At 69.9% G+C, this 24524-nt stretch carries 24 protein-coding genes and 1 tRNA gene; 18 read left to right on the plus strand and 7 right to left on the minus strand.

All coding sequences use genetic code 11. The annotated features are described in order from the left end of the window. Positions 1 to 5: 5 nt before the first annotated feature. A complete protein-coding gene (locus tag ISU10_RS06200) occupies positions 6 to 659 on the minus strand; it encodes a TIGR03085 family metal-binding protein (protein ID WP_194695505.1) in 654 nt (217 codons plus the stop codon). 170 nt (positions 660 to 829) lie between these two features. Between ISU10_RS06200 and ISU10_RS06205 the strand changes: the two genes are divergently transcribed. Then, positions 830 to 2629 carry an ABC transporter ATP-binding protein gene (locus tag ISU10_RS06205; protein WP_194695506.1) on the plus strand — a complete coding sequence of 600 codons (1800 nt, stop codon included), beginning with the start codon at positions 830 to 832 and terminating at the stop codon, positions 2627 to 2629. Continuing rightward, complete coding sequence (locus tag ISU10_RS06210) at positions 2626 to 4410, plus strand: ABC transporter ATP-binding protein (RefSeq protein WP_194695507.1); 1785 nt, start codon at positions 2626 to 2628, stop codon at positions 4408 to 4410. The genes ISU10_RS06205 and ISU10_RS06210 overlap by 4 nt, the downstream gene beginning before the upstream one ends. Here ISU10_RS06210 and folE read toward each other — a convergent pair. Beyond that, positions 4407 to 5024, minus strand: coding sequence for a GTP cyclohydrolase I FolE (folE, locus tag ISU10_RS06215; RefSeq protein ID WP_194695508.1), 618 nt, complete (start codon positions 5022 to 5024; stop codon positions 4407 to 4409). The two genes, ISU10_RS06210 and folE, sit on opposite strands and share 4 nt — an antisense overlap. Next, positions 5021 to 5437, minus strand: a complete 417-nt coding sequence (locus ISU10_RS06220; RefSeq protein ID WP_194695509.1) for a hypothetical protein — start codon at positions 5435 to 5437, stop codon at positions 5021 to 5023. Before ISU10_RS06220 ends, folE begins: the two co-directional genes overlap by 4 nt. A gap of 82 nt (positions 5438 to 5519) precedes the next feature. On the opposite strand from ISU10_RS06220, the gene ISU10_RS06225 reads away from it, so the two are divergent. The 9 genes from ISU10_RS06225 (at position 5520) to lgt (ending at position 11812) form a co-directional block, all read left to right on the plus strand. Next, on the plus strand, positions 5520 to 6206 hold the full coding sequence (locus ISU10_RS06225) for a helix-turn-helix transcriptional regulator (RefSeq protein WP_194695510.1): 687 nt from the start codon (positions 5520 to 5522) through the stop codon (positions 6204 to 6206). A gap of 17 nt (positions 6207 to 6223) precedes the next feature. Further along, positions 6224 to 6574, plus strand: a complete 351-nt coding sequence (gene hisI / locus ISU10_RS06230; RefSeq protein ID WP_370864836.1) for a phosphoribosyl-AMP cyclohydrolase — start codon at positions 6224 to 6226, stop codon at positions 6572 to 6574. After that, positions 6567 to 7166, plus strand: coding sequence for a Trp biosynthesis-associated membrane protein (locus tag ISU10_RS06235; protein WP_194695511.1), 600 nt, complete (start codon positions 6567 to 6569; stop codon positions 7164 to 7166). The genes hisI and ISU10_RS06235 overlap by 8 nt, the downstream gene beginning before the upstream one ends. A gap of 91 nt (positions 7167 to 7257) precedes the next feature. Then, positions 7258 to 7446 carry an HGxxPAAW family protein gene (locus tag ISU10_RS06240; RefSeq protein ID WP_194695512.1) on the plus strand — a complete coding sequence of 63 codons (189 nt, stop codon included), beginning with the start codon at positions 7258 to 7260 and terminating at the stop codon, positions 7444 to 7446. 67 nt (positions 7447 to 7513) lie between these two features. Then, positions 7514 to 8296 (plus strand): indole-3-glycerol phosphate synthase TrpC, encoded by a 783-nt coding sequence (gene trpC, locus ISU10_RS06245; protein ID WP_194695513.1) that lies wholly within the window; start codon positions 7514 to 7516, stop codon positions 8294 to 8296. Beyond that, complete coding sequence (gene trpB, locus ISU10_RS06250) at positions 8293 to 9501, plus strand: tryptophan synthase subunit beta (protein WP_194695514.1); 1209 nt, start codon at positions 8293 to 8295, stop codon at positions 9499 to 9501. Before trpC ends, trpB begins: the two co-directional genes overlap by 4 nt. Further along, on the plus strand, positions 9498 to 10310 hold the full coding sequence (trpA, locus tag ISU10_RS06255) for a tryptophan synthase subunit alpha (protein ID WP_194695515.1): 813 nt from the start codon (positions 9498 to 9500) through the stop codon (positions 10308 to 10310). The genes trpB and trpA overlap by 4 nt, the downstream gene beginning before the upstream one ends. Continuing rightward, positions 10303 to 10893, plus strand: a complete 591-nt coding sequence (locus ISU10_RS06260; RefSeq protein WP_194695516.1) for an SCO family protein — start codon at positions 10303 to 10305, stop codon at positions 10891 to 10893. The genes trpA and ISU10_RS06260 overlap by 8 nt, the downstream gene beginning before the upstream one ends. 16 nt (positions 10894 to 10909) lie before the next feature. Further along, entirely contained in the window at positions 10910 to 11812 is a 903-nt protein-coding gene (gene lgt, locus ISU10_RS06265) for a prolipoprotein diacylglyceryl transferase (RefSeq protein WP_194695579.1), read from the plus strand. A gap of 50 nt (positions 11813 to 11862) precedes the next feature. Here lgt and ISU10_RS06270 read toward each other — a convergent pair whose 3' ends face one another. Beyond that, entirely contained in the window at positions 11863 to 12657 is a 795-nt protein-coding gene (locus tag ISU10_RS06270) for a hypothetical protein (protein WP_194695517.1), read from the minus strand. After that, complete coding sequence (locus ISU10_RS06275; RefSeq protein ID WP_370864840.1) at positions 12654 to 13172, minus strand: RNA polymerase sigma factor; 519 nt, start codon at positions 13170 to 13172, stop codon at positions 12654 to 12656. The genes ISU10_RS06270 and ISU10_RS06275 overlap by 4 nt, the downstream gene beginning before the upstream one ends. A 228-nt stretch (positions 13173 to 13400) precedes the next feature. Between ISU10_RS06275 and gltB the strand changes: the two genes are divergently transcribed. Together gltB and ISU10_RS06285 are read left to right on the plus strand one after the other, a co-directional pair. Beyond that, entirely contained in the window at positions 13401 to 17957 is a 4557-nt protein-coding gene (gene gltB / locus ISU10_RS06280; RefSeq protein WP_194695518.1) for a glutamate synthase large subunit, read from the plus strand. A gap of 71 nt (positions 17958 to 18028) precedes the next feature. Beyond that, entirely contained in the window at positions 18029 to 19507 is a 1479-nt protein-coding gene (locus tag ISU10_RS06285; protein ID WP_194695519.1) for a glutamate synthase subunit beta, read from the plus strand. A 2-nt stretch (positions 19508 to 19509) separates the two neighbouring features. On the opposite strand, the gene ISU10_RS06290 is transcribed toward ISU10_RS06285, so the two are convergent. Then, a complete protein-coding gene (locus ISU10_RS06290) occupies positions 19510 to 19917 on the minus strand; it encodes a DUF1304 family protein (protein WP_194695520.1) in 408 nt (135 codons plus the stop codon). Positions 19918 to 19987: 70 nt separating this feature from the next. Here ISU10_RS06290 and ISU10_RS06295 point away from each other — a divergent pair, with 70 nt between their 5' ends. Both ISU10_RS06295 and pyk read left to right on the plus strand, forming a co-directional pair. After that, complete coding sequence (locus ISU10_RS06295; RefSeq protein WP_370864843.1) at positions 19988 to 20434, plus strand: MarR family winged helix-turn-helix transcriptional regulator; 447 nt, start codon at positions 19988 to 19990, stop codon at positions 20432 to 20434. Between the two features lie 11 nt (positions 20435 to 20445). After that, positions 20446 to 21891 (plus strand): pyruvate kinase, encoded by a 1446-nt coding sequence (gene pyk, locus ISU10_RS06300; protein WP_194695521.1) that lies wholly within the window; start codon positions 20446 to 20448, stop codon positions 21889 to 21891. Positions 21892 to 21974: 83 nt separating this feature from the next. Here the strand turns inward: pyk and ISU10_RS06305 are convergent. Further along, positions 21975 to 22051: transfer RNA gene (locus ISU10_RS06305), tRNA-Leu, on the minus strand. A gap of 78 nt (positions 22052 to 22129) precedes the next feature. Between ISU10_RS06305 and ISU10_RS06310 the strand changes: the two genes are divergently transcribed. The 3 genes from ISU10_RS06310 to ISU10_RS24055 all read left to right on the plus strand — a co-directional run bounded on the left by ISU10_RS06310 (position 22130) and on the right by ISU10_RS24055 (position 24524). Continuing rightward, positions 22130 to 22312 carry a hypothetical protein gene (locus ISU10_RS06310; protein ID WP_194695522.1) on the plus strand — a complete coding sequence of 61 codons (183 nt, stop codon included), beginning with the start codon at positions 22130 to 22132 and terminating at the stop codon, positions 22310 to 22312. A gap of 36 nt (positions 22313 to 22348) precedes the next feature. Next, entirely contained in the window at positions 22349 to 22960 is a 612-nt protein-coding gene (locus ISU10_RS06315; RefSeq protein WP_194695523.1) for an ANTAR domain-containing response regulator, read from the plus strand. Positions 22961 to 23141: 181 nt separating this feature from the next. Continuing rightward, positions 23142 to 24524 (plus strand): branched-chain amino acid ABC transporter permease, encoded by a 1383-nt coding sequence (locus ISU10_RS24055; protein WP_194695524.1) that lies wholly within the window; start codon positions 23142 to 23144, stop codon positions 24522 to 24524.

Consider the following 24524-nt stretch of genomic DNA (forward strand, 5'->3'; position numbering starts at 1 on the left):
CGACGTCAGAAGGAGCCGAGGCTCGAGCGTCTGACCTTGGCCACCTTCTGGTCGGGTCCGGCGAAGGCGATGTCGCGCACCTCGTCGCGACCGTGGAGGTACATCACCACCTCGCTGACCGGCCCGCTCAGCTCTACAGGGCTGCGCCCCGGCAGCAGCGTTGCCCGCTCCTCGGTATCGGTACGACGCACCACGACCGGCACGCCGGTCGAGCGCACCAACGTCGGGCCCTGCGAGCGGAGCGCCTTCCACAACACGTCGTTGGCCTCGGCGGACAACGGCCGGCGGCGCCAACCGGGCTGGGCACGGCGGATGTCCTCGTGATGGACGAAGTACTCCAAGGTGTTGAAGGCCGCGTCGACGGGCGGCAGCGAGAAGAAGGTGAGCCGGTGGCTGCGCAGCCGCTCGACCAGCCGCTCGAAGGGCTGCTTCCTGAGGCGCTTCATCTCCTTGTCGGTGAGCCTGGCGAACGCCGGCACGGCGATGCCCGCCGCCGCCATCAGGCTGTTCTCGCGCAGCAGCAGGTGGCAGACCAGGTCCTTGACGTCCCAGCCCTCGCACAGCGTCGGAGCATCGGGCCCGGCTCGCAGGGCGCTGGCCACGAGGGCCGTGCGCTCCTGGCGGACGTAGGACGCGTTGAGCGGGGGGAGGGTGACCATGACCGCGAGGATAGGCAACCGGTGCTGATTGCCAGCATGTCGGCGCCGGGGAATAGCGTGACCAGCCGGGCCGGTTCCCGGTCTGGCCAGGATCCGGCCAGGTTGCGGCCAGCATTCGGCCACATCTGGCCACCATCTGGTCATCATCTGGGCAGGAGCAAGGAGCGCACGTGAGCGAGGGGGCGACCACCCGCGAGGGCTTCGCGGTCTTGTGGGTCGCCATCAAGCGCGAGAAGGGCATCTTCGCGCTCTCGACACTCGGCAGCGTGCTGTTCGGAGCGCTCACCGTCGCCGACGCCTGGGTGCTCGGCTGGGCGACCGACCACGTCGTGCTGCCCGCCTTCCGCAACGGCGAGGTCGGCTCCGGTCTGCTGCTGACCGTCGTGGCTCTGTTCGTCGGCGTGGCGATCCTTCGCGCAGTCGGCATCGTGGCCCGGCGGCTGGGCGCCGGCATCATGCAATACCGCATGCAGGCCCACTACCGTCGCGACGTCACCCGCCAGTACCTCCGCCTGCCGATGGAATGGCACCAGCGCCACCCGACCGGCCAGCTGCTCTCCAACGCCAACTCCGACGTCGAGGCCGCGTGGGGACCCATCGCGCCGCTTCCGATGGCCGTCGGCACTGTCGCGATGATGGTGATCGCGGTCGCCCAGATGCTCGTCGCCGACCTCGTGCTCGCCCTCGTCGGGCTGTTGGTGTTCCCCGCCGTCATCGCCGCCAACGTGCTCTACCAGCGGCTCGCCTCGCCGCTGATGACGCGCGCCCAGCAGCTGCGCGCCGAGGTCAGCGAGATCGCCCACGAGTCGTTCGACGGAGCGATGGTCGTCAAGACGCTGGGTCGCGAGGCGGAGGAGACCCGAAGGTTCGCCACCAAGGCCAACGAGCTGCGCGATGTCAACATCCGTGCCGGCCGCATCCGGGCGGCGTTCGACCCGGCACTTGCCGCCCTGCCCAATCTCGGCGTGCTGCTCGTGCTCATCGTCGGTGTCGCGCGCGTGCTCGACGGCCGCTCGGTAGCCGGTGACGTCGTCACCGTCGCCTACCTGCTGACGATCGTGTCCTTCCCGATCCGTTCGATCGGTTGGCTGCTGGGGGAGTTCCCGCGCAGCGTGGTCGGGTTCCGTCGGGTCTCGCAGGTGCTCGACGCCACGGGCGAGATGACCTACGGCGACCAGCAGGTCGCCGGCGGCCCCGCGGGTGCGGCGGTCGGTGCGCGGCTCGAGCTCCGGCACGTCGGCTACTCCTACGAGCCCGACCAGACGGTGCTCGGCGACGTGAGCTTCACCGTCGAGCCCGGGCGCACCGTTGCCGTCGTGGGCGCGACGGCTGCGGGCAAGAGCACGCTGACCACCTTGCTGACCCGCCTGGTCGACCCCGACCGGGGCCGCATCCTCCTCGACGGCATCGACCTGCGCGACCTGGCACACGGCGAGCTCGCCGAGGTCATGGCGATCGTCCCCCAGGCCGCGTTCCTCTTCGACGACACCGTGCGCGGCAACGTCACCCTGGGTGCCGCTGTGGACGACGCCGAGGTCTGGGAGGCACTGCGAGTGGCCCAGGCCGACGGGTTCGTCGCCGCTCTGGCCGAAGGGCTCGACACCAGGCTCGGCGAGCGCGGCACCTCCCTGTCCGGGGGCCAGCGTCAGCGCATCTGCTTGGCCCGGGCCCTGGTGCGCCGACCGCGGTTGCTCATCCTCGACGATGCGACCTCGGCGGTCGACCCCGAGGTGGAGGCGCGGATCCTCAGTGCGCTCCGTGGCCGGGCGGGAGGCGCCTCGCTGGTGGTGGTGGCCTATCGCAAGGCCACCATCGGCCTGGCCGACGAGGTCGTCTACCTCGCGGACGGACGAGTGGCCGATCGCGGTCCCCACAGGGACCTGCTGGCCCGCAACCCGGCCTACTCGCGGTTGGTCAACGCCTACGAGCAGGCTCCTCATGAGCCGGTGGAGGCAGGTGACGTCACATGACGACCGTCGACACCGGCGAGGAGATCGGTGCGATCGACACGATCCGGCGAGGCATGGCCCACTCGCCCGAGCTCAAGGAGGGCATCCGCTTCACGCTCTTCCTCGCCGTGATCGCCTCGGTCGGCCAGGTCGTCGTACCCATCGCGGTGCAGCAGACCCTCGACCGCGGCCTGCACGCCGACGGGGGTCCCGACGTGCCCTTCACGATGGTGATGGCGATCTTGGCGGCCTTGGCGATCGCGGTGACCAGCTATGCGTCCTTCCTGATGACCACGCGCCTGTTCACCTCCTCCGAGCGCGGGCTGGCCACCTTGCGGATCAAGGCGTTCCGCCACGTCCACGACCTGCCGTTGCTGACCCAGAACACCGAGCGTCGTGGAGCACTCGTCTCGCGCGTGACCAGCGACGTCGACCAGGTCAGCCAGTTCCTGGTCTTCGGCGGCCTGCTGTTCATCGTCAGCATCGGGCAGATCCTGGTGGCCACCGTGGTGATGGTCGTCTACTCCTGGCAGCTGGCGCTGGTCGTGTGGGTCGCCTTCGCGCCGCTGTTCTTGTCGCTTCGCTACTTCCAGCGCAAGCTGTCGGCCGCCTACGGCACCGTACGCCGACAGGTCGGGCTCATGCTGTCGGCGATCTCCGAGCCCGTGGTCGGCGCGGCCGTGGTGCGCTCCTACGCCGTCGAGGACCGCACCCAGGCCCGCATCGATGCCGCGATCGACGAGTACAAGGCAGCCTCCACGCGAGCCCAGGGCTTCACGGCGTTCTCGTTCTCACTGGGTGGGGTCTCGGCCGGCCTTGCCAATGCCGGGGTGATCGTGGTCGGCGTGCTGCTGGGCTTCGCGGGCGACGTGACCTCGGGCGAGGTGCTGGCGTTCGCGTTCTTGGTGACCCTGTTCGTCGGACCCGTGCAGATGGGCACCCAGATCCTCACCGATGCCCAGAACGCCATCGCGGGCTGGCGGCGCGTGATCGGGATCCTCGAGACTCCCGCCGATCTGGTCGACCCGGGGGAGCGAGGCCGGGTGCTGCCTCGCGGCCCGGTCGACGTGAGGTTCGAGCATGTCGACTTCGCCTATCCGGGCGGCCCGCTGGTGCTGCGCGACGTCGACCTCGAGATCGCCGCCGGCACCCGCATGGCGATCGTCGGCGAGACCGGCTCCGGCAAGTCGACGTTCGCCAAGCTGCTCAGCCGGCTGATGGACCCGACCTCAGGGACTGTCCGCCTCGACGGCGTGGACCTGCGTGAGGTCTCCCAGGCGTCCCTGCGGCAGAGCGTGGTCCTCGTCCCGCAGGAGGGGTTCCTCTTCGACGACACCTTGGCCGCCAACCTCCGCTACGGCCAGCTCGAGGCGACCGACGAGCTGTTGGTGTTCGCGATCGACGTGCTCGGCCTCACCGAGTGGCTGGAGACCCTGCCGCGCGGTCTGCAGACCCAGGTCGGTCAGCGCGGTGAGTCCCTGTCCGCCGGCGAGCGCCAGCTCGTCGCCCTGGTCCGCGCCCAGCTCGCCGATCCCGACCTACTGGTCCTCGACGAGGCGACGTCGTCGGTCGACCCTGCTCTCGAGATGCGCATCGGCCAGGCCCTCGAGCGGCTGATGCGGGGACGCACGTCGGTGACCATCGCCCACCGGCTCTCCACGGCTGAGAGCGCCGACGAGGTCGTCGTCGTCGACCGCGGCCGGGTCGTCCAGCGCGGTGCTCATGCCGACCTGCTGCGACAAGACGGCGTCTACGCCGGACTGCACGCCTCGTGGGTCGCGCAGCAGGGGCCAGGTCGTTAGCCCCGACCGGTGTTGACCAGCGCCATCAGCTCCGCACGTGCGGCCGGGTCCTCGCGCAGGTGGCCGCGTAGTGACGACGTCGTCGTCGTGGTGCCAGGGGCCCTGGCGCCACGCAGAGTCATGCACTGGTGCTCGGCCTCCATCACCACGCCGACACCCCGCGGCTCCAGGCGCTCCTCGAGCGCGGCGGCGACCTGGGTGGTCAGCCGTTCTTGGGTCTGCGGTCGCCGGGCGAAGTGGTCCACCAGCCGCGCGAGCTTGGACAGCCCCACGATCCTCTCGCCAGGCAGGTAGGCCACGTGGGCCCGGCCGACGAACGGCAGCAGATGATGGGCGCACAACGACTGGAGCGGGATGTCGCGCACCAGCACCAACTCGCCGTACCTCTCGGTGTTGGGGAAGGTCGTGAAGTCGAACTCCTCAGGGGTGAGCAGCTCGGCGAACGCCTCGGCGAGCCGGCGGGGCGTGCGCGCCAGCTCGGGGTGGGCGGGGTCATCGGGTTCCACACCCAGGGCACGTAGGAAGGCCGACGCCGCGCGCTCGGCGGCGTCGAGGTCGCGCGCACGGCCGTGATGCCCGACCCGGCGCCGATCTGCCAGCGACGACACCGTCATCGGTGCACTCGGTCGGTCGCAAGCCGCGCCAGTGCCACCGCGCCCACGAGCAGCCCGAAGTCGCGCAGCGCGACGTCGTAGTAGTCCCCGAGGGTCACCAGGTCGACGATGATGCCGCCCAGCCACAGCGCCACGACGTAGGCGCCCACCCTCGGGCGCAGCGCGACGAGCACGCCCGCGATCACCTCGACGACCCCCACGATCATCATCGCGTCGTGTGCCGAGCCCGGCACCAGGTCGTTGATCCACGGGGCGAGGTAGTAGTCCCAGTCCGAGAGGACCTGGGCGAACTTGTCGAGGCCGAACGCGATCGGAGCGATCGTGAAGACCGTGCGCAGCAGCAGGTACGCCTCGTCGGCGCCCGAGCGGCGGGTGGCCCGAGGCAGCGCGTCGGCACGTTCGGATGTGGTCATGGGACTCTCCTTCTTTCGGATAATGAGATATCCGATGGAACACCTCTAGACGGTCTTACGTCAAGATGCCTATCCTTTAGAAATGACGTCGGACCCGAAGCCTGACCGCGACCTTCACGGCCTGGCGACGCTGGCGGAGCCCTTGCGTCGGCGGCTGTACGACGTCGTGGCGCGCGCGGATGATGCGGTGAGCCGCGAGCAGGCGGCACAACAGGTCGGCGTCCCAGGACACTCGGCGAAGTTCCACCTCGACAAGCTGGTCGACGAAGGGCTGCTGGAGGTCGAGTACCGGCGCCTCACCGGGCGGACCGGACCAGGATCGGGCCGCCCGGCGAAGCTCTACCGTCGCGCCGACCGTGAGCTCTCCGCGTCGGTGCCGTCTCGCCAGTACGACCTGCTCAGCAGGATCCTGGCCAACGCGATCGCGTCGGCGACGTCGTCGGGAGCACCGGCCGCCCAGGTGGCCGCGGAGGTCGCGCGCGAGGAGGGGGCCAGGTTCGGAGAGGCGTACCGGTCCCGGTCGCGCTCGCAGCTGCAGCGCCTGGCCGACGCACTCTCCGCAGGCGGCTACGAGCCGAGGTTGGACGGGCGAGCCTTGCAGCTGCGCAACTGCCCGTTCCATCGAGTGGCGCAGGAGCAGACGGCCCTGGTCTGTGGTCTCAACCTCGAGTACGTCTCGGGGGTGTGCGACGGCCTCGGCTGCGACCGCGTCGAGGCCGAGCTGGACCCGGCGCCGGATCGCTGCTGTGTCAGGGCCCGCCAGGACTGACTGGTCATACTGACCCGGTGACGTCGTCGCTCGACCCCAGCATCGCTGCCCGCCTCAAGCGTTCACCCGACGGCCTGGTGGCCGCGATCGTGCAGCAGCACGACACCGGGGAGGTGCTGATGCTGGGCTGGATGGACGACGAGGCCCTCGCGCGCACCTTGACGTCGGATCGCGCGACCTACTGGAGCCGTAGCCGTCAGGAGTACTGGGTCAAGGGCGAGACCTCCGGCAACCGCCAGTGGGTCAAGGAGGTCCGCCTCGACTGCGACGGCGACACCTTGTTGGTGAAGGTCGACCAGGAGGGACCGGCCTGCCACACCGGGACACGCACGTGCTTCGACGCCGACGTACTGCTGGCCGATGACTGAGCCGACCACGGGTCGACGCAGGACCTTCGCCCCCGTCGCGCTGCTCGGCTTGGCCTCCGCAGGACTGGCGGCCGTGGCCGGCCACCGCGCGTGGGTGACGCTGTCGGCCTCGAGCGACTCCGACTACTCCGTCCTGCGCCTGACCGGCGACGACTCGGCCACCGTCCCGCTGGCCGGGGCGCTGGCGCTGGTGCTGCTCGCCTGCTGGGGCGTCGTGCTCGTCACCCGCGGTCGCGTCCGCAGATCGGTGGCCGGGCTGGCCGCGGTCGTGTCCGCCGCCATGGTGGTCACTGCCGTGCTCGGCGTCGGGTCCGCCAGCGATGGTCTCAGGGACGACCTCACGAGGCTCGGCGTCGACAAGGTGTCGACGAGTGTCGGCGTGTGGTTCTGGGCCTACCTCACCGGCGCCGTCCTGGCCGTGGCGAGCACGGCACTCGCCGTACGCTGGCTGCCGGCCTGGCCCGAGATGGGCACCCGGTACGACGCTCCGGGTGCGGCCCCCCCGCACGAGCGGACCGACCTCGACCTCTGGCGCGCACTCGACGAAGGGCACGACCCGACCCTCATCGAGCACCGGCCCGGTGACCCCTAGACTGTCGCCCGACTCGCCCAAAGTTGTCTGCCACAGTCATCTGCCACAGTCATCTGCCAGCAGATCTGCCCGCCAGAAGGAGCCCGCAGCCATGGCCCACCACGGCAACACACCCGCCGCCTGGACCGCCGTCACGGTCGCGATGCTCGGTTTCCTCGTCGGTGGCATCGCCTTGATGCTGGACCCGGTGAGCATGGCGATGTTCTGGGTGGGATGCGCACTGGGCGTCGCCTCGCTCGTCGTCTTCGCCGTGATGGCGAAGATGGGCATGAACGACTAGGGCCCTCGGCCATATTCCGAGACGAGTCCCGGCAGCCGCGTTGGTCGGGAGTGAGAGGCTTGCCCGCATGTCGGTTCTCGAGGGAATCATCGTCGGTGTCCGCGAGGACCTGGCGCGTCGTCGCGCCGCCACGCCCGAGGCCGACCTGCTGGCCGCGCTGGCCGACGTACCTCCCGCCCGCGACCCCATGCCGGCGTTCCGCTCGGCCGGGATCAGCGTGATCGCCGAGGTCAAGCGGCGCAGCCCGAGCAAGGGCGACCTCGCCGACATCCCCGACCCGGCGTCGCTGGCCCTGGCCTACGCCCAGGGGGGAGCGCACGCCATCAGCGTGCTCACCGAGGAGCGTCGCTTCGGTGGCAGCCTCGACGACCTGCGCGCGGTGCGCGCGGCGGTCGAGACACCGGTGCTCCGCAAGGACTTCATCGTCGACGACTACCAGCTGCTGGAGGGCCGCGTCGCGGGTGCCGACCTGGCGCTGCTGATCGTCGCCGCACTCGGCGACGACGAGCTTCGACGGTTCCACGACCGGGCCCGCGAGCTCGGGCTCACGGTGCTGGTCGAGGTGCACGACGAGGCCGAGACCGAGCGGGCGGTGGCCCTGGGTGCCGAGCTGATCGGCGTCAACGCGCGCAACCTCAAGACCCTCGAGGTCGACCCGGAGGTGTTCGGCAAGCTGGCTCCGCTGGTCCCCGAGGACCGCGTGCTGGTCGCCGAGTCAGGCATCACCGGACCTGCCGACGTGGCTCGCTACGCCGCCGAGGGTGCGAGTGTCGTGCTGGTGGGAGAGGCCCTCGTCAAGGACGGCGACCCGGCCGGCGGCGTTCGCGCGATGCGGGCTGTCACCTCATGAGCGGACCAGCCAGCGTGTGGAACGCCGACGAGCAGGGCTGGTTCGGCGAGTTCGGCGGCCGTTTCATGCCCGAGGCCCTGGTGGCCGCGCTCGACGAGCTCACCGTCGCGTGGCAGGGCGCGATGGCCGACCAGGCGTTCCGGGCCGAGTTCGACACGATCCTGCGCGAGTACGCCGGGGTGCCCTCACTCCTCTACGACGCCGTCCGCCTGTCCGAGCACCTCGGCGGCGCCCGGATCCTGCTCAAGCGCGAGGACCTCAACCACACCGGCGCCCACAAGATCCGCAACGTCTTGGGGCAGGCTCTGCTGACCCGCCGGATGGGCAAGACGCGGGTGATCGCCGAGACCGGCGCCGGCCAGCACGGCGTGGCCAGCGCGACCGCCGCGGCGTACTTCGGCCTGGAGTGCACCGTCTACATGGGCTCGGTCGACACCAAGCGCCAGGCCCTCAACGTGGCCCGCATGGAGCTGCTTGGCGCCAAGGTCGTCCCGGTCGACTCCGGAAGCGCCACGCTCAAGGACGCCATCAACGAGGCACTGCGCGACTGGGTCGCGAGCGTGGACTACACGGCGTACCTGTTCGGTACGGCGGCCGGGCCGCACCCCTTCCCGAGCATGGTCCGCGACTTCACCCGTGGCATCGGTGACGAGGCGCGGGCCCAGGTACTCGAGCTGACCGGTCGCCTCCCGGACGTTGTGGCGGCCTGTGTGGGTGGCGGCTCCAACGCGATCGGCATGTTCACCGCGTTCCTCGACGACCTCGACGTGCGGATCCTGGGCTTCGAGGCGGGCGGTGACGGCGTCGAGACCGGGCGCCACGCGGCGACGATCGCGGGCGGCGACAGCGGGGTGCTCCACGGCGCCCGCACGTTCATCCTCCAAGACGACGACGGGCAGACCATCGAGTCCCACTCGATCTCCGCCGGCCTCGACTACCCGGGCGTGGGACCCCAGCACGCCCACCTGGCCAAGTCCGGCCGCGGCGAGTACCTCCCGGTCACCGACCGCCAGGCCATGGACGCGCTGGCCCTGCTGGCCCGCACCGAGGGCATCATCTGCGCGATCGAGTCGGCGCACGCGCTGGCCGGAGCCTTCGACGTCGCCCGCGACCTGGGCCCTGGCGGACTCGTCCTGGTCAACCTCTCGGGCCGCGGCGACAAGGACATGGAGACTGCGATCGACTGGTTCGGGTTGGGCCGGTGAGCGGACCAGGCGCGCGCACGGCTGCGGCCTTCGCCCGGGCGGCAGACGAGCAGCGGGCGGCCCTGGTGGGCTACCTGCCTGCAGGCTTCCCCGACGTCGAGGGCGGCATCGAGGCGATCAAGGTCCTGGTCGACGCGGGCTGCGACGTGATCGAGGTGGGCTTGCCCTACAGCGACCCGGTGATGGACGGACCGACCATCCAGGCGGCGGCCCAGCAGGCGCTCGACCGTGGCGTTCGCGTCAGTGACGTGCTCCGCACGGTCGAGGCGGTGGCAGCGACCGGCACGCCCACTGTCGTGATGACCTACTGGAACCCTATCGAGCGATACGGCGTCGCCCGGTTCGCCGCCGACCTCGATGCCGCCGGGGGAGCGGGGCTGATCACGCCCGACATCACGCCCGACAGCCGCACCGAGTGGCCCGTCGCTGCCGACGCCCACGATCTCGACAAGGTCTTCCTCGTCGCGCCGTCGTCGACGGATGCGCGCATCGCGATGACGACGCAGGCCTGCCGCGGATTCGTCTATGCGACGGCGGTGATGGGGGTGACCGGTGCACGAGCCACCACGAGCGAGCTCGCGGGGCCTCTGGTCAAGCGCACCAAGGCGGTCACCGACCTGCCGGTCGCAGTGGGCCTCGGGGTCAGCAACGGCGGCCAGGCTGCCGAGGTCGCGTCCTATGCCGACGGCGTCATCGTCGGCAGCGCGTTCGTCCGCGCCCTCCTCGACCATGCCGACGACCGCGTCGCCGGGCTGCGTGCGCTCGCCGCGCTGACCGCCGACCTGGCCGACGGCGTCAGGCGTGCGTAGGCCGCTGGCGGCGATCCTGGCGACTACCGCGGTGCTGCTCACGGCGTGCGGCGGAGGTGATGACGCCATCACGGGCGCGGTCCTCACCGAGCCCTACGTCGTGCCATCGGTGTCGCTGACCGACACCGGCGGGTCGTCGTACTCACTGGCCGACAACACCGACAAGCGGCTGACGCTGGTCTTCTTCGGCTACACCCACTGCCCCGACATCTGCCAGGTGGTGATGTCCACGCTGGCCTCGGCGATGACACGGCTCGACGACGCCGACCGCAAGCAGGTCGACGTCGTGTTCGTGACCACCGACCCCGCGCGCGACGACGCGAAGGCGCTGCGCGACTACCTCGACCGCTTCGACCCCACGTTCATCGGGCTCACCGGTCCGCTGCCGACGATCATCGACGTCGGGAAGCCCCTCGCCGTCGCCATCGAGCAGGGTGAGAGGCTGCCGAGCGGCGGCTACGACGTCGCGCACGGCACCGCAGTCCTCGGCATCGACAGCGACGACAAGGTCTCGATCGTGTGGACGCAGGGCACCAGCGCGACCCAGTTCGCCTCCGATGTGCACCACCTGCTGGACCACTGACTTGACCGCCTGGGAGATGCTCGTGCCCGTGACACCGGATCTGCTCGTCCAGTTCATCCCCAGCCCCTCACAGGGGGTCTGGCACCTGGGACCCCTCCCGATACGCGGCTACGCGCTCTGCATCATCGCCGGGATCATCGCCGCGATCTGGATCGGTGAGCGGCGCTGGGTCGCCCGTGGCGGCAAGTCCGGTGAGGTGTCCGACGTGGCGGTCTGGGCGGTGCCGTTCGGCGTGGTCGGCGGGCGGATCTATCACGTGATCACCGACAACCACCTGTACTTCGGCGCCAACGGACACCCGATCGAGGCGTTGTACATCTGGCGTGGCGGCCTCGGCATCTGGGGTGCCATCGCCCTGGGCGCGGTGGGCATGATCATCGGCTCGCGGCTGCGCGGCATCAAGCTGTTGCCGATGCTCGACGCGTGTGCGCCCGGCGTGCTGATCGCCCACGCTCTGGGCCGCTGGGGCAACTGGTTCAACCAGGAGCTGTTCGGCAAGCCGACCGACCTGCCGTGGGCACTGAAGATCGACCCTCAGTACCGGCCCGACGGCTATGAGGACTACGCGACGTTCCATCCCACGTTCCTCTACGAGTTCCTCTGGTGCGTGCTGGCCTTCTTCGTGGTGATCTGGATCGACCGCCGCCTCCGCCTCGGACACGGCCGGGTGCTGGCGCTCTACGTGATGGCCTACACGCTCGGCCGCGGCTGGATCGAGACCTTGCGCATCGACAACGTGCAACTGAACGACGTGCTGGGCCTGCGCCTGAACGTGTGGACCTCGATCGTGCTGTTCGCGCTGGCCTCGGCGTACTTCTTCTGGGCCGGGCGCAAGGGGCTCGGCCGCGAGGAGTCGGTATACCACAAGCCCCCGCTCGCTGACGACGCCGGCGAGACCTCCGATTCGTCGGCGGTCTGACGGGTGGTCGCAGCGAGCTGATCGCTGACGGATCGGAGGCGCGTGGCCTGCTAGGAGGCGTCCCCGCGCCTGACCGCCGCGACGTAGGCGTCGACGTTCTGCTCCCACAGCCTTGCGGAGCGTCGGGTCAACGCGGGCCGCGTGGCGCCCGGCCAGTCGGTGTACATGAAGGCCGCTTGGTCCGCATGCTTGGTCAGCAACCACGCGGTGAACGGCTCCCACATGGTGGCCTCGAACCCGGGGACCGCGTGCTCCACCCCGCTCACGATCTTGCCGTCCACGACGGTCAGCTGGAGGACATTGCCCCTGAACGGCCCCCTGCCCAGTCGTTGCGACCCGAGCCCGTGGACGGCATACGTGCAGGCGACGGTCACGGCCGGGGCGGGGGCTGAGACCGTCGCGTGCTCACAACGCTCCGGGAGGAGGAGCCAACCGACCGCGCGGTTCCAACGCAGCTGGGCGGCCATCGAGTCGGCCCCCTCGGTGGCGGTCCGGAGCCGGATCTCGGCCCCGAACGCGAGGTACGACGCTGCGCGGCCCGCATCGTAGGCAGCGACGGCAGCCACGAACTCCGATGCCACCTCGATGGCCGCCTGGGTGTCCACGGAGGCTGCAGGAGTGTCCGTCCGGTCGTCCCCCCTGGCGTTGACCAGGACGAGTGCGGCGACAGTCGCTGCCACGGCCACCGCTGCAACGACCCGGCCGATCGTGACGCGGGGCCTGTTGCGTGGCAGGTCACGCTCAAGGGTCTCGAGCCGCGTCTGGGTGTCGGTGCTGTTCATCGCGTCCTCCGCACGCTGTCGCAGAACATCGCCGAGCCGGCGTTCCAGTTCTCCGGTGTTCACGGCGTCTCCTCCAGACTCCTGGCGAGAGCGGCCAGCCCGCGGCTCGCGTGCACCTTCACCGAGCCGCGCGAGACCTCCAGGGTGTCGGCGATCTCGGCCTCGCTCTGCTGGAGGTAGTAGCGCAGGACCAGCACCTGTCGCTGCCGGGTGGGCAGCGCCTTGATCGCCCGCCAGAGACGGTCGGCCTCGTCATGCCGCACGGCGTCCTGCTCGGCCGAGGACCGCGCTTCGGGCACCGGCACCATCCGGGGGAGGTTGGTCACGCCCCGGCGCTTGTGACGGAGGCGGTCACGTCCGGCGTTGACCACGGTGCGGTTGAGGTAGGCGACCGCCGCGCCAGGATCGCGCAGCAGCCGCCACTTGCGGTGGAGGCCGACGAAGGCCTCCTGCACGACGTCCTCAGCCGTCTCGCGGTCGTCGACGAGCAGGCTGGCCAGTCCCACCAGTCGACGGTGGTGGGCCACGAACAGGTCCGACAACGCGTAGGTCGGCCCGAGACGCTCAGGTTCGTCCACGATGCCCACCTCGAGCTGGTGGCCCAGTGCTTCCACGTCGGATCAGACGTCCCAGCGTGACGCCGGTTGACCGACAGCGGCAAGCACGTTCGGGCTGTCCGCCACGTGGGCGCGTGGAATCCACGACCTGAGATGAGTTGCTAGGTTGGAGCTCCCTCGGGGCCAACGTCGTCCCCGTCACACTCACGTGCCCCCCGTGACCAGCGACGACGACGGGAGCTTCCCGCCATGCGCATCCCCGCGACCCAGAACATGTCGTGGCCAGCCCAGGGCCTCTACGACCCGAGGTTCGAGCACGACGCCTGCGGCGTCGCGTTCGTGGCGACCCTGACCGGCGTGCCCAGCCGCGCCATCGTTGACCAGGGCCTCACGGCGCTTCGCAACCTCGACCACCGCGGCGCCGCTGGCGCCGAGGCCAACTCCGGCGACGGTGCGGGCATGCTGTTCCAGGTCCCCGACGCCTTCTTGCGTGCTGTGGTCGACTTCGACCTGCCGGCCCAGCACTCCTACGCCGTCGGCACCGGCTTCTTCACCGGTGACGCCGACGACATCTCCAAGTCCCAGCACCGGCTCGAGGAGATCGCGGCCGAGGAGGGCCTGGCAGTCCTCGGCTGGCGCGAGGTCCCTGTGCAGACGGACGTGCTGGGGTCGACGGCGCGCAGCGCGATGCCGACGTTCGTGCAGGTGTTCGTGGCGGGCGCCGGCGCGCGCATCTCCGGCATGGCGCTGGAACGGCAGGCGTTCTGCCTGCGCAAGCGCGCGGAGAAGGAAGCCGATGTCTACTTCCCGTCGCTGTCCGCGCGGACCCTGGTCTACAAGGGGATGCTGACCACCGACCAGCTCGACCAGTTCTTCCCCGACCTGACCGACGAGCGGCTGGCCTCCGCCCTGGTCGTGGTGCACTCGCGCTTCTCGACCAACACCTTCCCGAGCTGGCCACTGGCCCACCCGTTCCGGTTCATCGCCCACAACGGCGAGATCAACACCGTGATGGGCAACCGCAACTGGATGCGAGCCCGCGAGGCCCTGCTGTCCTCCGACCTCATCCCCGGCGACCTCGAGCGGCTCTACCCGATCTGTACTCCGGGGGCGTCCGACTCCGCATCGTTCGACGAGGTTCTCGAGCTGTTGCACATCGGCGGCCGGTCGTTGCCCCACGCGGTGCTCATGATGATCCCGGAGGCGTGGGAGAACCACGCCGAGATGGACGCCAAGCGCCGCGCCTTCTACCGGTTCCACTCGACGCTGATGGAGCCGTGGGACGGCCCGGCTTGCGTGGTCTTCAGCGATGGCACCCAGATCGGTGCCGTCCTCGACCGCAACGGTCTGCGTCCGTCGCGCTACTGGGTCACCGACGACGGCCTGGTCGTGCTGGCCTCCGAGGTCGGCGTGCTCGACCTGGACCCGGCCACGATCGTGCGCAAGGGCCGTCTCCAACCGGGCCGGATGTTCCTGGTCGACACCGACGAGCACCGGATCATCGAGGACGAGGAGATCAAGGCCGAACTGGCGGCCGAGCACCCCTACGACGAGTGGCTGCACGCCGGCTTGATCAACCTGGCCGACGTGCCCGAGCGCGAGCACATCGTGCACACCCACGCATCGGTCACCCGCCGCCAGCAGATCTTCGGGTACACCGAGGAGGAGCTGCGCATCCTCCTGACTCCGATGGCCAACACCGGTGCCGAGGCGCTGGGCTCGATGGGCACGGACTCGCCCATCGCGGCCCTGAGCGCCAAGCCGCGGCTGCTGTTCGACTACTTCAGCCAGCTGTTCGCGCAGGTCACCAACCCGCCCCTCGACGCGATCCGCGAAGAGCTGGTCACCTCGCTCTCGGGCAGCATCGGTCCGGAGGCCAACCTGCTCGACCCGACACCTGCGTCGTGCCGCCAGGTGGTGCTGCCCTTCCCGGTGTTCTCCAACGACGACCTGGCCAAGATCCGTCACATCAACCGCGACGGCGACATGCCCGGCTTCGCCACCCACGTCTCGCGCGGGCTCTACCCCGTCGAGGGCGGTGGCGCCGCGATGGCCCAGCGGCTCGAGGAGATCTGCGCCGAGATCTCGGCGGCCATCGCTGCCGGCGCCCGGATCATCGTGCTCTCCGACCGGCACTCCACCGCTGAGCTGGCGCCGATCCCGTCGCTGCTGCTCACCGGTGCCGTCCACCACCACCTGGTGCGCGAGAAGTCCCGCACCCAGGTCGGACTGCTCGTCGAGGCCGGTGACGTGCGCGAGGTACACCACGTCGCGCTGCTCATCGGCTACGGCGCCGCCGCAGTCAACCCGTACCTCGCCATGGAGTCGGTCGAGGACCTGGCCCGCGACGGCTTCTACGTCAAGGTCGAGCCCGAGGTCGCCGTCAAGCACCTGATCAAGGCGCTCGGCAAGGGCGTGTTGAAGGTGATGTCCAAGATGGGCGTCTCGACGGTCGCGTCCTACACGGGTGCCCAGATCTTCGAGGCGGTCGGGCTTTCGCAGGAAGTGGTGGCCCGCTACTTCACCGGCACCACCTCCAAGCTGGGTGGCATCGGGCTCGACGTGATCGCCCAGGAGGTCGCGCTGCGCCACGCGGTGGCCTATCCGCGTGGTGGCATCACCGCTGCGCACGCGTCAGGTCACCGCGAGCTCGAGATCGGCGGCGAGTACCAATGGCGCCGCGAGGGCGAGCCGCACCTGTTCGACCCCGAGACGGTCTTCCGTCTGCAGCACGCCACGCGGACCGGGCGCTACGACATCTTCAAGCAGTACACCTCCCGCGTCGACGAGCAGTCGGAGCGTCTGATGACGCTGCGCGGGCTGTTCCGGTTCCGGGAGAGGCAGCCGATCGACATCGACGAAGTGGAGCCCGTCGAGTCGATCGTGAAGCGCTTCTCGACCGGGGCGATGTCCTACGGCTCGATCAGCCAGGAGGCCCACGAGACGCTGGCGATCGCGATGAACTCCATCGGCGCCAAGTCCAACACGGGCGAGGGCGGCGAGGACGCCGACCGTCTGCACGACCCGGCTCGCCGCAGCTCGATCAAGCAGGTCGCCTCAGGCCGGTTCGGGGTCACCTCCGAGTACCTCACCAACGCCGACGACCTCCAGATCAAGATGGCCCAGGGCGCCAAGCCCGGCGAGGGCGGCCAGCTGCCCGGTCACAAGGTCTACCCGTGGGTGGCCCGCACTCGGTACTCGACCCCCGGCGTCGGGCTCATCAGCCCACCGCCGCACCACGACATCTACTCGATCGAGGACCTCAAGCAGCTCATCCACGACCTCAAGAACGCCAACCCGGCCGCGCGTGTGCACGTGAAGCTGGTCGCCGAGGTCGGGGTCGGCACCGTCGCGGCAGGCGTCTCGAAGGCCCATGCCGACGTGGTGCTGATCTCTGGTCACGACGGCGGCACCGGAGCCTCGCCGCTGACCTCGCTCAAGCACGCGGGTGGCCCCTGGGAGCTCGGACTCGCCGAGACCCAGCAGACGCTGCTCCTCAACGGCCTGCGCGACCGCATCGTCGTGCAGACCGACGGCCAGCTCAAGACCGGCCGCGACGTGGTGATCGCGGCGCTGCTGGGGGCCGAGGAGTTCGGCTTCGCGACCGCCCCGCTGGTGGTGAGCGGTTGCATCATGATGCGCGTGTGCCACCTCGACACCTGTCCGGTCGGCGTGGCCACGCAGAACCCCGTGCTCCGCGAGCGCTTCAGCGGCAAGCCGGAGTTCGTGGTGACGTTCTTCCACTACATCGCCCAGGAGGTCCGCGAGCTGCTCGCCCAGCTGGGCTTCAGGACGCTGGAGGAGGCGATCGGTCGGGTCGACGCGCTCGACGTCGCCGAGGCGGTCGACCACTGGAAGGCCGCGGGCCTGGACCTGACCGCGATCCTGCACCGCCCGGCGTACGAAGAGGTCTTCCCCGACCAGTCCCCGCGGTGCACCAAGCCGCAGGACCACGGCCTCGAGAAGGCTCTCGACAACGAGCTGATCGCGCTCGCCGACGACGCACTGCAACGCGGCGAGCCCGTCCGGGCCAGGCTGGCGGTGCGCAACGTCAACCGCACGGTCGGCACCATGCTCGGCCACGAGGTGACCAAGCGCTACTCCGGCGCGGGCCTGCCCGACGACACCATCGACCTCACGATGACCGGCTCGGCGGGCCAGTCGTTCGGTGCCTTCGTGCCGCGTGGCATCACCCTGCGGCTCGAGGGCGACGCCAACGACTACCTCGGCAAGGGGCTCTCGGGCGGTCGCATCACCCTGCGGCCCGACCGCGCGGCCACGTTCAAGGCCGAAGAGCAGATCATCGCGGGGAACGTGATCGCGTACGGCGCCACGGCCGGCGAGATCTTCATCCGCGGCGGCGTGGGGGAGAGGTTCTGCGTCCGCAACTCGGGCGTGACCGCGGTCGTGGAGGGCGTGGGCGACCACGGTTGCGAGTACATGACGGGCGGTCGCGCCGTCGTCCTGGGTCCCACGGGCCGCAACTTCGCGGCAGGCATGTCCGGTGGCTACGCGTTCGTGCTGGACCTCGACCCCGGACGGGTCAACCCCGAGCTCGTCGAGCTGGGTGCTGTCTCCGGCCGGGCCGCCGAGGAGTTGCACGACCTCGTGCGTCGTCACCACGAGGAGACGGACTCTGCGGTCGCCGAGGCGCTGCTGGCCGACTGGCCGGCAGCGCTGGCCAGGTTCACCGAGGTGATGCCGAGCGACTACAAGCGAGTGCTGGAGGCGAAGGCCGAGGCGATCGAGGACGGACTCGACGACCACGAGGCCGAGGCCCGCATCATGGAGGTGCTGCATGGATGAGCGCTCGCGGCTTGCCGACCGCAGTCGAGACGTCGCCGTCAGGCGCATCACGGAGGAGGCTCTGTCTACCAATGGCTGACCCCAAGGGCTTCTTGAACCACGGCCGCGAGGTCGCCGAGCGACGTCCGGTCGAGGAGCGGGTGCAGGACTGGCACGAGGTCTACCCGGGCGGTCCCGGGCGTGCGCTGCTGCCGATCATCAAGACACAGGCCGGACGCTGCATGGACTGCGGCATCCCCTTCTGCCATCAGGGCTGCCCGCTCGGCAACATCATCCCCGAGTGGAACGACCTGGTCTGGCGCGGCGACTGGGACGGCGCGATGGACCGGCTGCACGCCACCAACAACTTCCCGGAGTTCACCGGGCGGCTGTGCCCAGCGCCCTGCGAGACCGCGTGCGTGCTCGGCATCCCTGGAGACACTTACGGTGGACCCGTCACGATCAAGAACGTCGAGGTCGCCATCGTCGACCGCGCCTGGGAGTCCGGGTACGTGCGGCCCCAGCCGCCCGAGTGGCTCTCGGGCAAGACCGTGGCGGTGATCGGCTCCGGACCCGCGGGACTCGCCGCAGCCCAGCAGCTGACGCGGGCCGGCCACACCGTTGCGGTCTACGAGCGCGCGGACAAGATCGGGGGACTCCTGCGCTACGGCATCCCCGAGTTCAAGATGGAGAAGGCCGTCCTCGACAAGCGGCTCGACCAGATGCGCCGGGAGGGCACGGTGTTTCGTGCCGGGATCAACGTGGGGGAGGACCTCACCGCTGAGCAGCTCCAGGACCGCTACGACGCGATCGTGCTCGCTGTCGGGGCCACGCTGCCGCGTGACCTGGGGGCGACCGGTCGCGAGCTCGATGGCATCCACCAGGCGATGGAGTACCTCCCGCAGTCCAACAGGGCTTCGCTCGGTGCGGACGTCGAGGACCAGATCATCGCCACCGGCAAGCACGTGGTGATCATCGGAGGCGGTGACACCGGCGCCGACTGCCTCGGCACCGCCACCCGCCAGGGCGCGGCCTCGATCACGCAACTGGAGATCATGCCCGAGCCCCCGGGTGAGCGGCCCGCGGGCCAGCCGTGGCCCACGTACCCGATGATCTTCCGGGTCTCCTCGGCTCATGAGGAGGCGGGGGAGCGGGTGTACGCCGTGTCCACCCAGGAGTTCCTCGGCAACGAGGACGGCCAGGTGCGGGCCCTGCGGTTGGTCGACGTGGTCTTCGAAGGGGGCCGCCCCGTCGAGGTGCCGGGCACCGAGCGCGAGATCCCGGCCGACCTCGTGTTGCTGGCAATGGGCTTCACCGGCCCGCAGACCACCGGCCTCGTCGAGCAGCTCGGGTGCGAGCTCGACGAGCGTGGCAACGTACGCCGCGACTCGACGTACGCCTCCTCGGTCGACGGTGTCTTCGTGGCCGGAGACTGTGGGCGCGGTCAGTCCCTGATCGTGTGGGCGATCGCCGAGGGACGGGCGGCGGCTGCTGGCGTGGATGCGTACCTGACGGGCTCGACGGCGCTGCCCGCGCCGATCCCGCCGACGGCGCGACCGCTGGCGGTCTGAGGTCAGAGGACCGCTGCCGCCAGGGCAACCAGCGGCGGCACGCTGGAGGCCACCGTGCCCATCGCACTGCCGCCTCGGGGCCGCCACAGGCCACGTGCGTCGGCGACGCCCATCGCCAGGCTGGCGAGCAGCAGGTACACGCAGCTGGTGAGCACCACAGCCTCGCCCACGGTCTGCCGCCCGTTCCAGTACAGCAGGAGACCGGCGATGGTGCCCGCCCCGGCGATCGCGTTGCGCGCGCCGATGCAGAACGACCACATCCGCACGTCATCGAGGCTCTCGGGGCGAGCCAGCTCGACGTGCAGGAACCTGCGCGCCCACGGGCGGTCGAAGAAGAACATCTCGACCGGGGCGGCGCCCAGGTAGGCAAGCGCTCCGACGAGGGCGGCGACCTGAGTAACGGCGTTCACGGCACCTCCGGGTGATACGAAGATCGGACGGAAGATAGTCCGAATTTCGGACGTCTGCAAGACTGTCGCCGTGGCCGACCCCGAGCCGAATTTCGGCCTCCTGCTCTTCATCCCGTACCGGCACCTCGAGGAGTCCGTGCTCGCCGCCGCCCGCGGAGCCGGGTACGAGATGTCGATCAGCCAGGCGCGGGTCTTCCAGCGCATCGACGCCGAGGGCTCGCGACTCTCGGAGCTTGCGGAAGCCGCCCAGGTGCCCAAGCAGACCGTCGGCTCGATCGTCGACCAGCTGGAGCTGGCCGGCTACGTGCGCCGGGTCCCTGATCCGGACGACGCCCGGGCGCGACTGGTCGCCGTTGCGGACCGGGGGAGGGCCGCGATCGAGTCGGCCGCGCCCGTGCTGGCCGAGGTCGTGGAGACCTGGCGCGAGCACCTCGGCGACGCGGACTTCGCCGACCTGCGGCGCATCCTGGCCAGGCTCGTCGAGATCACCGACTTGGATCGATCCAAGGTTCGGTAGGGTGAGGGACTGTGCGTAGAGCCAAGATCGTCTGCACCCTCGGCCCCGCGGTCGGCACCCTCGAGAAGATCCGTGAGCTGGTCGACGCCGGCATGGACGTCGCCCGGATGAACATGAGCCACGGCAGCTACGAGGACCACGAGCGCAACTACCGCATGGTGCGCCAGGCCTCCGACGAGAGTGGTCACGGCGTCGGCATCTTCGCGGACCTGCAAGGCCCCAAGATCCGCCTCGAGGGCTTCGCCGAGGGGCCGGTGAAGCTCAAGAAGGGCCAGCAGTGGACCATCACCACGCGCGACGTGCCGGGTGACGACACCGAGTGCGGGACGACGTACAAGGGGCTGCCCGGCGACGTCGCCGAGGGGGACCCGATCCTCATCGACGACGGCAAGGTGAGGTTGATCGTCGACTCCGTCGACGGCGACGACGTGCACACCACCGTGGTCGTAGGGGGCAAGGTCAGCGACCACAAGGGCATCAACCTGCCAGGGGTGGCGGTGTCCGTGCCGGCGCTGTCCGAGAAGGACATCGAGGACCTGCGTTGGGCGCTACGGATCGGCGTCGACTTCATCGCGCTGAGCTTCGTGCGCAGCGCTGACGATGTCGACGACGTGCACAAGGTGATGGACGAGGAGGGCCGCCGGATCCCGGTCATCGCCAAGATCGAGAAGCCGCAGGCGCTGGAGGCCATCGACGGGATCGTCGAGTCCTTCGACGGCATCATGGTCGCCCGCGGCGACCTGGGCGTCGAGTGCCCCCTCGAGGACGTCCCCGTCCACCAGAAGCTGATCATCGACAAGGCCCGGCGGCGCGCCAAGCCGGTCATCGTGGCCACCCAGATGCTCGAGTCGATGATCGAGAACCCCGCCCCCACCCGCGCCGAGGCCTCCGACGTCGCCAACGCGGTGCTCGACGGCGCCGACGCGGTGATGCTGTCGGGCGAGACGAGCGTGGGTGCCTACCCGATCGAGGCCGTCGAGACGATGGCCCGCATCATCGAGTCGACCGAGGACCACGGCCTGGCCCACATGGCCGCCGTCGACTGGAGCCCCGAGACCCGCGGCGGCATCATCGCCAAGGCCGCCGTCGACGTGGCGACCCGCTCCGGGGCCAGGTTCATCGTGGCGTTCACCCATAGCGGCGACTCCGCGCGCCGGCTGGCCCTGATGCGCCAGCCCATCCCCGTGATCGCCTTCACCCCGCTCGACGCCACGCGGTCCCAGCTGGCGATGTCGTGGGGGATCGAGACCTTCAAGACCGTCGGGGTCGAGCACACCGACGAGATGGTGCGCCAGGTCGACGACCAGCTCCTACAGACCGGTCGCGTCGTCGAGGGCGACACCGTGGTCATCATCGCCGGCAGCCCACCTGGCATCCCCGGCTCCACCAACGCCCTGCGCATCCACCAGATGGGCGACGCGATCAACGAGGTCGCCCCGGCGTACAAGCGCAGCTGACGCGCGGACGTCATACGAAGTGGCTGCTATGGCGACCAGAACGTATGACGTCCCCGACGGCAGTGGTGCCCGGGAGGCTCGGATGGTGCCCCGGGTGGGATTCGAACCCACACTGGACGGTGTTTGAGACCGCTTCCTCTACCGGTTGGGATACCGGGGCAGAACCGCGCCAACGTTAGCGGAGGACGCACCCAACTCCGGTCTTGGCAATTGTTGAGTAACTTACTACCGTTTTCGCATGTGGACACCGTGGAGCTGGGCCGCTGGGTGGGGGCGCAGCAGCAACCTCACCGCCGTGGAGAACGCCCGCGTCGCCGCGGTCGCCTGTAGCCGGGCTCTGGTCGAGCGCATCGAGGTCGAGCTGTACGTCGCGGACGTCTTGGACCGTCGTCGGGCGCGGCGTCCACGGGTCTCGGCCTGAGTCACCCTCACCTCGCCGCCCCGATAGCCTGACGGGGTGAGCCAGCAGCCCGGCCAGTCCCCGCGCAGGGTCGTGATCGCCGAGGACGAGGCGCTGATCCGGATGGACCTCGCCGAGATGCTGGCCGACGAGGGCTACGACGTGGTCGGGCAGGCCGGCGACGGCCAGCAGGCGGTCGAGCTCGCCGAGCTGCTGCGTCCCGACCTGGTGATCCTGGACGTGAAGATGCCGGTGCTCGACGGGATCGCAGCGGCTGAGCGGATCGCCGGTCAGCGGATCGCCCCGGTGGTGATGCTGACCGCGTTCTCCCAGCGCGACCTGGTGGAGCGAGCCCGGGACGCGGGCGCGATGGCCTACCTGGTCAAGCCCTTCTCGCAGTCCGACCTGACCCCCGCGATCGAGATGGCGGTCAGTCGCTTCGCGGAGATCGCCGCGCTGGAGTCCGAGGTGGCCGACCTCAACGAGCGCCTCGAGACCCGCAAGGCCGTCGAGCGGGCCAAGGCCGTGCTGCAGCGTGACCTGGGGCTGAGCGAGCCGGACGCGTTCCGATGGATCCAGAAGACCGCCATGGACCTGCGTTTCACCATGCGGCAGGTCGCCGACGGCGTCATCACGCACGGACCCGGCATCGCGCGCGGGGACGGCTGAGCCACCGCCGGACGACGTCTCGGAGTGCTTCGCGTGGCGGTACGCCCGACCGGGGGACACCAGTTCGTATCGTTCTGCGGGATGTCAGGTGGTGCCCGCTGCCCCGGCACGCCCTTAGACTGCGCGCAACGTGTCCGGTCCCCCTGGCCCGGCACCCACGAACGTCGCGAGGGAGGCCCGCGTGAGCCCTGGTCGTACCGTCCCCCATCTCGGACGGCCGTGGCGTCCCCGACGCCGCCTCCCACGGTCAGACACCCATCGCAACCGGCCCGCCATCGTCGGCGTACTGCTGGCGATGCTGCTGGTGCCGCTGGCCCTCGTGGCAGCCGGAGCGTCACCTGCCAGCGCAGCCGAGACCTGCTTCGCGGGGTCGGCCGAGGAAGGCTGCATCAGCGGCACGATCCGCACCGAGGTGGGTGTGGTTCCCGACGTCGACGTCCACGTCACCGGACCGGGCGGCTTCGACGAGACCGCGACCAGCGACGACCGCGGCAAGTGGAGTGTCAAGGTCACCGAGCTCGGCGAGTACACCGCCGAGGTGGTCACCGAGACCCTGCCCAAGAACGTCGGTGTGACGGGCAACCAGGGCTCGGTGACGGTCAACATCACCAACCTGACCCAGGGCAAGGCGGTCACCTTCGGCATCCGCACGGGCGACTACAGCGACACCGTCAGCCGCAGCGACCGGGTCATCCGAAGCATGTTCAGCGGCCTGAGGCTGGGTCTGCTGCTGGCCCTCGCCTCGATCGGCCTCTCCTTGATCTACGGCACGACCGGCCTGTCCAACTTCGCCCACGCCGAGCAGGTGACCATGGGCGGCATGCTCGGGTTCCTGGTCGTGAACAAGTGGGGTGTCAACGTCTGGATCGGCTGCTTCCTGGTCGTGCTCATCTGTGCCTCCACCGGCTACCTCCAAGACCGCGGCATCTGGCAGCCGCTGCGACGCAGAGGTCTCGGCCTGGCCCAGATGATGATCGTGACGATCGGTCTCTCGCTGGCGCTTCAGTACATGTACCAGTACTTCATCGCCGCCGACACCGTGAAGATCGTGCTCTCCGACCCGACACCACACTCGGTGGGCCCGGTCATCTTCAACGCCCTCGACATCGCCTCGATGCTGGTCTCGATCGTGGTCATCTCCGGCGTCGGCTACGCGCTGCTCCGCACCCGCATCGGCCGGGCGACGCGCGCGGTGTCCGACAACCCGGCGCTGGCCTCGGCCTCCGGTATCGACGTCGACAAGGTGATCCGCCTCGTGTGGACGGTGTCGGCGGCCCTGGCTGGTCTGTCCGGCATCCTCTACAGCCTGGTGATCCAGCACGGCATGAAGTGGGACTCCGGGCTGCAGATCCTGCTGCTGCTGTTCGCCGCGGTCACCCTCGGCGGTCTCGGCACGGCGTTCGGGGCCCTGGTCGGGTCCCTGATCATCGGGTTGGTGGTCGAGCTGGCTCCTGTGTTCGGCGCGCCTGGCGACCTGAAGTACGCCTCGGCACTCGTCATCCTCATCCTGCTGCTCATGGTCCGCCCACAGGGCCTGTTGGGTCGCGCCGAGCGGGTCGGCTGA

The sequence above is a fragment of the Nocardioides agariphilus genome, assembly GCF_015352445.1.
In the GTDB taxonomy this organism is placed as follows: domain Bacteria; phylum Actinomycetota; class Actinomycetes; order Propionibacteriales; family Nocardioidaceae; genus Nocardioides; species Nocardioides agariphilus.